The sequence below is a fragment of the Paenibacillus sp. SYP-B3998 genome (assembly GCF_010820665.1).
Lineage (GTDB): Bacteria > Bacillota > Bacilli > Paenibacillales > NBRC-103111 > Paenibacillus_E.
This window is the reverse complement of sequence record NZ_JAAIKC010000016.1, coordinates 97403-103921: the sequence shown is the minus strand read 5'-3', so window position 1 is coordinate 103921 and position 6519 is coordinate 97403. Positions and strand designations below refer to the sequence as shown.

The following is a 6519-nucleotide window of genomic DNA, read 5'->3' as shown; positions in this document are numbered from 1 at the left end:
TCATTAAAGTCGTTTTATTGATCTCATATTTCTTAGCTGCGGCCAGAAAACCTAGTTGTCCACTTGATACTTCATTAAGGATAATGAGTTTTTCCGCAGCTCCGTATTTTCTTTTTGACATGAAAAAACTCCCCTTACAGCAACAGGTTTTATTATTTCACCTGTCTACCGTAAGGGGAGCATATCATTGAACGATCGGCTGCCTTTGTTCACCTAACGGGCAGTTTTGTTGAATAAGTTGTAAATTTAACATTTAAAATTAAGAGCATTTCTTTGTAATGAGAAATGCTTTTTATTTTTATCAAAAACGATATTAATTTATTGTAAAACGATAAATTATGTTGTAAAGTAAAAACTGACATTAAATAAGTGAGGTGCAGTTTATGAAACGAGGAAAAACACTCTTTTTGAAGATAGCTGTTATTCTTATTGGAATCCCAATTCTCGCTTTGTGCATATTTTTAGTGCCTAAGATTGGGAATTTTGCTGGAGAATTGTATCCAGAAACGGCTTATATGAAATCTCTCGTTTTAATCGATATGTACGCAGCAGCGATTCCTTTTTACTTTGCTCTGTATCAAGCTTTTAAACTTTTAAGCTATATGGATAAGAACCAAGCGTTCTCGGAATTATCGGTAAAAGCTTTAAAGAATATAAAATACTGTGCTATCACAATCAGTACCTTGTACCTGCTAGGTATGCCACTCTACTATCTCATGGGGAAGAGAGTTGACCCTCCAAGTTTCATACCAATGGGATTGGTCATTATTTTCGCCTCTATGGTGATCGCCGTTTTTGCTGCTGTTCTCCAAAGACTTTTACAAGAAGTTATTAATATAAAATCAGAAAATGATTTAACGGTCTGAGGTGGAGCATATGGCAATTATTATTAATATTGATGTGATGTTAGCAAAACGAAAAATGAGCGTAACGGAGCTTTCGGAGAGGGTTGGAATTACAATGGCGAATCTTTCCATCCTGAAAAATGGAAAAGCAAAAGCGGTGCGTTTTTCAACATTAGAAGCGATATGTAAGACTTTGAATTGTCAGCCAGGTGATATTTTGGAGTACAAAAGCGACGAAGACACTCAATAAAAACAGATAACAAATTTATTTAACTAACGGGTCTCTCCAAATGAGATTAATCAATCAGTCCTGACGCCCACCAAAACTGAGTCATGATCAAAAAAGCTTCGGTATTATCGCGCCGAGGCTTTTTAACATTTAGTCAAAGAGCCAAATGGCATAAAGTGTTGTCACACATTGCTAACTAACGTTTTCATGTGGAGTTTAAAAATGTTGTTGACAGGACACCAAATGGTTTCTTATAATCAAAGAGTCACCATATGGTGTCCAATTGAAAACTAGTCATTTGGAAAATTTAGAGCAAGAATATTAGTTCACTTGAATCAACAATTATGAGGAGGAAACAAACTGAGTACGATCATTGGTACGGAAACAACCGCGAAAGTAGAAACCCAGCCCCGAGGAAAAATGATTGCTTATTGGTCAGTCACACTACTACTCTCAGCAGCTGTTATGTTAAGTGGTATCGGGCAACTGATGCAATATGGAGGAAACCTCGAGTTAGTGAAGAATCTTGGTTACCCATTATACGTCTTGACTATTCTCGGGATTTGGAAAGTGCTTGGAGCCATCGCTCTCGTCGTACCAGGCTTTCCTCGGCTTAAAGAATGGGTTCACGCTGGTATCTTCTTTTTAATGACCGGTGCGGCTTTATCTCATGCGTTTGCTAACGATTATGGTGATTACGGGTTTCCTATTATCCTTCCGCTTTCATATGCTGCATTAAATATGGCTTCGTGGGCGCTACGTCCGAAGAGCCGCATACTTTAAGGAGGTGGTGAAATCAACGGCTGTCCCTTCGTACCACCAATAGATTTCTACTACAGAAAATAATATTTAGGCGGGGGTGCTATGAGCGAGAACAACCAGTCGCGAGATGTGTTTGACGCGATTGCAGATCCAACTAGGCGCCGACTGATTCGTTTGTTAGCAGAGGCAGAGGAGATACCGCTTCATGAGTTAACGGCACAGTTTCAAATGGGCCGTACAGCGGTATCCAAGCATTTGACAATCCTTAAAGAGGCCGGACTGGTTCTTGATCGAAAAGTCGGCAGAGAAACGCGATTTAGGTTAAACGCCTCTCCACTCAGAGAAATTCAAGATTGGGTGGCTTATTACAGCAATTTTTGGCGTACGAATATGTTACGCTTGAACCAACTATTAGAGGAGGAAGAAGAATGAGTTTAACATTAACCTTGGATTTTCAGTACAAGACATCGATTGAGAAGCTTTGGTCCGCCTTAACCGATTCAAGCAAGCTTGCCAAGTGGGTGGCCAACATCCACACCGGTCAGGCGATGGAAAATGATTTTAAGCCCGTTGTAGGACACCATTTTCAGTTTCGCACTCAGCCGACCGAATGGTGGAATGGAATTATTGACGGCGAAGTACTTATCGTGGACGCACCAAACCGCTTGTCCTATACTTGGGAAAGCGGAGAGAAGCACACGGTTACCTGGACGCTGCAAGATTTAGGGGACGGAAAGGTTAACCTTCATCTCGAACAAACCGGTATCTCAAATGAACAAGCACTGGGTGGAGCTAAGTATGGCTGGGGTAAATGGTGCGGAGAGCTTGAGATGTTTTTGGAGCAATAACCGCAAGTGACAACAGAGCCATGGCGGGATTCCTGCCGTGGCTCTGTTGTCACTTGACGATGTAAATATGATCGGTTGCTTTTCTCGGATACCCGTTTTTGTTGGACTTAGTAAGGGCGATAATTATAATCATCATTATGATGTCTTATTTTTGGGCTGGTTACTGATGACCTACCAAATAGGTTTGGGGATATTCCGAGAAGGCATCAAGTTTTGGTCAAAGTAGTATCATTTCTTGTTTCCATCGTTACAGTAGGTTTTCTTCTGAGCGTTTATTTGGAGGTTCTATTCCCATAAAATGTTCTGCGTTATTAAGCTAACAGAGAACGATAGTGGGGAGCTGCCGCGAGGATAGCTCCTTTTGATAATCATTGAAGTAAGGGCAGGATAGATCAACTAGAGAAGGTTTTTATGGGCTGGACAATGGCGAAAGCTATGAAATCCCGGTAGTCTGTTTACGAACTTCCAATATTGTTGGACTTTAATAGCATGCTCACTCTAATAGCATTCGTATTGAAGAAATGATTAAACATAGTTGGTTCAGAGCATTCGATTTCTATGACCCGGATGGTTACAAGCTCAAAGTATGGCAACCTAACGAGTAGTATTCTAGACTTAATGTAAGAACCATCGATAGGCAAAACAATTACTTTAGGACATTTTCACATGACCATTAAACAAACGGGAGACTCCTTTACACTCTGTATGAACTCTCAGCAGTAGAAAACATTAGGAATATTTGCATGAATAAAGAAGATAAAGCTCTTTTGAGCAAACTTTATTCTCGTCCAGCGTTAGACAAGACTAATGAGTTAAAATGAGATTATGACAAAGAGTAGAATGAATCCCAAGGTTGATGAATATTCAAGTAAAGCCAAAAAGTGACAGAAAGAATTGGAGAAATTGAGAATGATCATGCTTGACTGTCAGATCGATAAATTGAAGAGGAGTGTTCTTTGATGACAAATAGTAAAATGAATCCAAAAGTTGATGCATTTTTAAGTAGAGCCACACAGTGGTACGAAGAATATGAGAAGTTGAGGAATATCGTTCTTGATTGTGAGCTGACCGAAGAATTTAAGTGGATGCATCCTTGTTACACGTTTCAGAATAAAAACATAGTTTTAATACACGGATTTAAAGAATACTGTGCGCTTCTGTTTCACAAAGGTGCCTTGTTACAGGATGCCAATGGTATTCTAATCCAACAAACGGAAAATGTACAGGCGGCGCGCCAGATTCGGTTCACCGATGTTCAAGAAATAGTTGAAATGGAAACCATCGTGAAAGCCTATATTTATGAAGCCATTGAAGTTGAAAAAGTTGGTTTGGAAGTGAATTTTAAAAAGAATACAGAATTCAACATTCCTGAAGAATTTCAAAATAAATTTGATGAAATGCCTGCCTTGAAAACTGCTTTTGAAGCATTGACGCCGGGACGGCAAAGAGCATACATTCTTTATTTTTCAGAACCCAAACAATCCAAAACTCGAGAGTCAAGGGTTGAAAAATGTATGCAGCAAATTCTGGGTGGAAAGGGATTAAATGATTAATATATATGATGAGAAAATAAATGAATCAAACTTTAAGATATTACCTCACTAGCTAATGGGAGATTAGAGCACAACACGAACAGGCTGCCGTCAATCGGTGAACCGTATCACAAGTAACGACAACTTCCTAGAAGCAACGGTTGCTACCTTGAAAGGCTGCCGGCATGAACGGCAGCCTTTACTCACATAACGGGCAGCATTGTCCTGTCACTCATGTATTTACACGAGAAATTGATAATAATTTGAAGAGCTGGGGATGAGTGTGGCGAACGACTGAAACGAACGATACAACTCGGCGATTACGCGGTGCCCCATCCAATCGTATGGAAGCAGAGACACCGGAAGCATGGGATCCCTAAGGCTAATCTCGCTGATAACCTCTCCGACATGCAAATAAAGGACAAACAGCTCTAAGGGATCCATCCTGTCTCTGATTTCCTTATTCAAAGCTGGCACGAATTCGTCTTGATACCATTGCCACTTCTCCTGATGCAGGCGATGGATGTCGGCTAGTGGCCAAATGTCGGCTGCCCGCTCGGGGGTAATATCCCGAAACAAAATCGACGCTTCCGAGATAGTGACGTATTCATCCATGGAGGCCGCATGAATCAATGACAGAAGCTGTTTGCTGTAATCCCAAGGAGAGACATAAACGCTTTTATACAGTTGACCGAAGCCAAGCTGCAGCAGCTGCAAACGGAATTGATCCCTTCTTATCCTCTCCGGCTCCGGTACCTCGAAGTGCACGAAATACCATTTGCGGTTCCAGTCCACATTGTATTGCCACGGTTTTCGGTTCACAAAGGATAAAAACTGCTCCCCTTTGTCCACAATGGAATACAGGGAACGCTCTTCCGCATGAATATACATTTCTTTCTTCATTCGTGATAGAACGTTCCTGATCGACTGCTCCTTATAGCCGCGCTTCGTATAAATTTGTACTAATTCTTTAGCATGCATGCAACGCTTTTTTGTTAGCAGGAAAAGTATCTGCTTCTCGATTGACAGCATTCGGTTTTTGATCCCCTTCCAGAATACTTGCTATCATCATATTACAGTAATTTGACAAAAAAAGAAATAAATAATATACTCACATTGTCGTCAAACGAATAATAAATAGTATATGGAGGGAAATAAAATGAACCTTACTTTTCACGGACATTCTTGCATTCAGATCTCGGATGGAGAGCGCTCGATCATCATCGATCCGTTCCTGACCGGCAATCCCGTTGCCAAAGCGAAAGCCGAGGACATTCAAGTTCAATACATCTTGCTTACACACGGACACTCGGATCACACCGCTGATGCGGAAGCTATCGCCAGAGCTAACGATGCGACCATTATCGCCACCTTTGAGCTCGCTACCTATTACTCATGGAAGGGCCTGAAGACGATCGGAATGAACATCGGAGGAACTGTGGACTTGGGATTTGCCAGAGCAAAGCTTGTTCACGCATTCCACAGCTCTTCTATTATAGCGGACGATTCTCAAAGTATCGTCTATGCAGGCATGCCGGGCGGATTTGTCATGGATTGGAACGGAGTTACGCTTTATCATGCCGGCGACACCTCCTTGTTCGGAGATATGAAAATGATCGGCGAGCTCCACGATATTGATTACGCGGTACTGCCGATCGGGGATTTTTACACAATGGGACCTAAGGATGCTCTGATTGCAGCAAAGTGGCTGCAAGCAAAGAACGTGATCCCGGTTCATCACAGCACATTCCCGGGCATCGCGCAAAATGCTGCAGCCTTCACCGCACAGCTGAAGGAGCAAGGAATCGAAGGCTTCGCTCTCCAGCCTGGAGAACAGCTTACACTTGTAAAATAAAGTGGGTGTCAACGTGTCCAGCGACACAAACATACGTCAATGCTGATATGAATAAAATCATGGAATTTATACATTAATGAAGTATGTTAGTGTCGTCATGTGGTGACACTAACATACAATTAACGTTTATACAGCCTTCGTAATTAAACGTTCAGATTAGACTTGCTATTTCGTTTACGCTCTGCTCTTCCCGCTATTTTCCTTGAAGTGGCGGTTTCACATCCTTGCTTGACATACGGTTTTCGATCGCACATTCCGTATTGATATGCACCTGCAAGCGCTGAGCAATCTCCTTGTCTTTCAAAAGCGCCTCCGCCTCCTAGTGATTCTCATCGGCTGCGAGTATCACATGAACACGCCAAATGGCTCAGACAGAGAAAAAAGATAAAAAACAAGGGGACCCTAGTATTGCTGCAATTTTTATTTTTATATAGTAATTAAAAAAGTG

The 6519-nt window shown here is 41.5% G+C and carries 8 protein-coding genes; 7 read left to right on the top strand and 1 reads right to left on the bottom strand.

Annotated elements, in window-relative coordinates; genetic code table 11:
- Positions 1-383 precede the first annotated feature (383 nt).
- The 6 genes from GK047_RS25830 (at position 384) to GK047_RS25805 (ending at position 4237) form a co-directional block, all read left to right on the top strand.
- Positions 384-866, top strand: a complete 483-nt coding sequence (locus tag GK047_RS25830) for a DUF2975 domain-containing protein (protein WP_163953141.1) — start codon at positions 384-386, stop codon at positions 864-866.
- A 10-nt stretch (positions 867-876) separates the two neighbouring features.
- Positions 877-1095, top strand: a complete 219-nt coding sequence (locus tag GK047_RS25825) for a helix-turn-helix domain-containing protein (RefSeq protein WP_163953139.1) — start codon at positions 877-879, stop codon at positions 1093-1095.
- 399 nt (positions 1096-1494) lie between these two features.
- Complete coding sequence (locus tag GK047_RS25820) at positions 1495-1857, top strand: DoxX family protein (RefSeq protein ID WP_481856057.1); 363 nt, start codon at positions 1495-1497, stop codon at positions 1855-1857.
- 81 nt (positions 1858-1938) lie between these two features.
- Positions 1939-2268, top strand: a complete 330-nt coding sequence (locus GK047_RS25815; protein ID WP_163953138.1) for an ArsR/SmtB family transcription factor — start codon at positions 1939-1941, stop codon at positions 2266-2268.
- Positions 2265-2684: an SRPBCC family protein gene (locus GK047_RS25810; protein ID WP_163953136.1), complete on the top strand. Its 420-nt coding sequence runs from the start codon at positions 2265-2267 to the stop codon at positions 2682-2684. Before GK047_RS25815 ends, GK047_RS25810 begins: the two co-directional genes overlap by 4 nt.
- A gap of 959 nt (positions 2685-3643) precedes the next feature.
- Complete coding sequence (locus tag GK047_RS25805) at positions 3644-4237, top strand: YdeI/OmpD-associated family protein (protein ID WP_163953135.1); 594 nt, start codon at positions 3644-3646, stop codon at positions 4235-4237.
- Positions 4238-4456: 219 nt separating this feature from the next.
- On the opposite strand, the gene GK047_RS25800 is transcribed toward GK047_RS25805, so the two are convergent.
- Entirely contained in the window at positions 4457-5197 is a 741-nt protein-coding gene (locus GK047_RS25800) for a PaaX family transcriptional regulator C-terminal domain-containing protein (protein ID WP_163953133.1), read from the bottom strand.
- Positions 5198-5375: 178 nt separating this feature from the next.
- Here GK047_RS25800 and GK047_RS25795 point away from each other — a divergent pair, with 178 nt between their 5' ends.
- On the top strand, positions 5376-6071 hold the full coding sequence (locus GK047_RS25795) for a metal-dependent hydrolase (RefSeq protein WP_163953131.1): 696 nt from the start codon (positions 5376-5378) through the stop codon (positions 6069-6071).
- The last annotated feature ends 448 nt before the right edge of the window (positions 6072-6519 follow it).

Bases quoted from the DNA above. Each gene is read 5' to 3' on its own strand.
- GK047_RS25830 (WP_163953141.1), top strand. From the start codon at position 384: ATGAAACGAGGAAAAACACTCTTTTTGAAGATAGCTGTTATTCTTATT.
- GK047_RS25825 (WP_163953139.1), top strand. From the start codon at position 877: ATGGCAATTATTATTAATATTGATGTGATGTTAGCAAAACGAAAAATG.
- GK047_RS25820 (WP_481856057.1), top strand. From the start codon at position 1,495: ATGATTGCTTATTGGTCAGTCACACTACTACTCTCAGCAGCTGTTATG.
- GK047_RS25815 (WP_163953138.1), top strand. From the start codon at position 1,939: ATGAGCGAGAACAACCAGTCGCGAGATGTGTTTGACGCGATTGCAGAT.
- GK047_RS25810 (WP_163953136.1), top strand. From the start codon at position 2,265: ATGAGTTTAACATTAACCTTGGATTTTCAGTACAAGACATCGATTGAG.
- GK047_RS25805 (WP_163953135.1), top strand. From the start codon at position 3,644: ATGACAAATAGTAAAATGAATCCAAAAGTTGATGCATTTTTAAGTAGA.
- GK047_RS25800 (WP_163953133.1), bottom strand. From the start codon at position 5,197: ATGCATGCTAAAGAATTAGTACAAATTTATACGAAGCGCGGCTATAAG.
- GK047_RS25795 (WP_163953131.1), top strand. From the start codon at position 5,376: ATGAACCTTACTTTTCACGGACATTCTTGCATTCAGATCTCGGATGGA.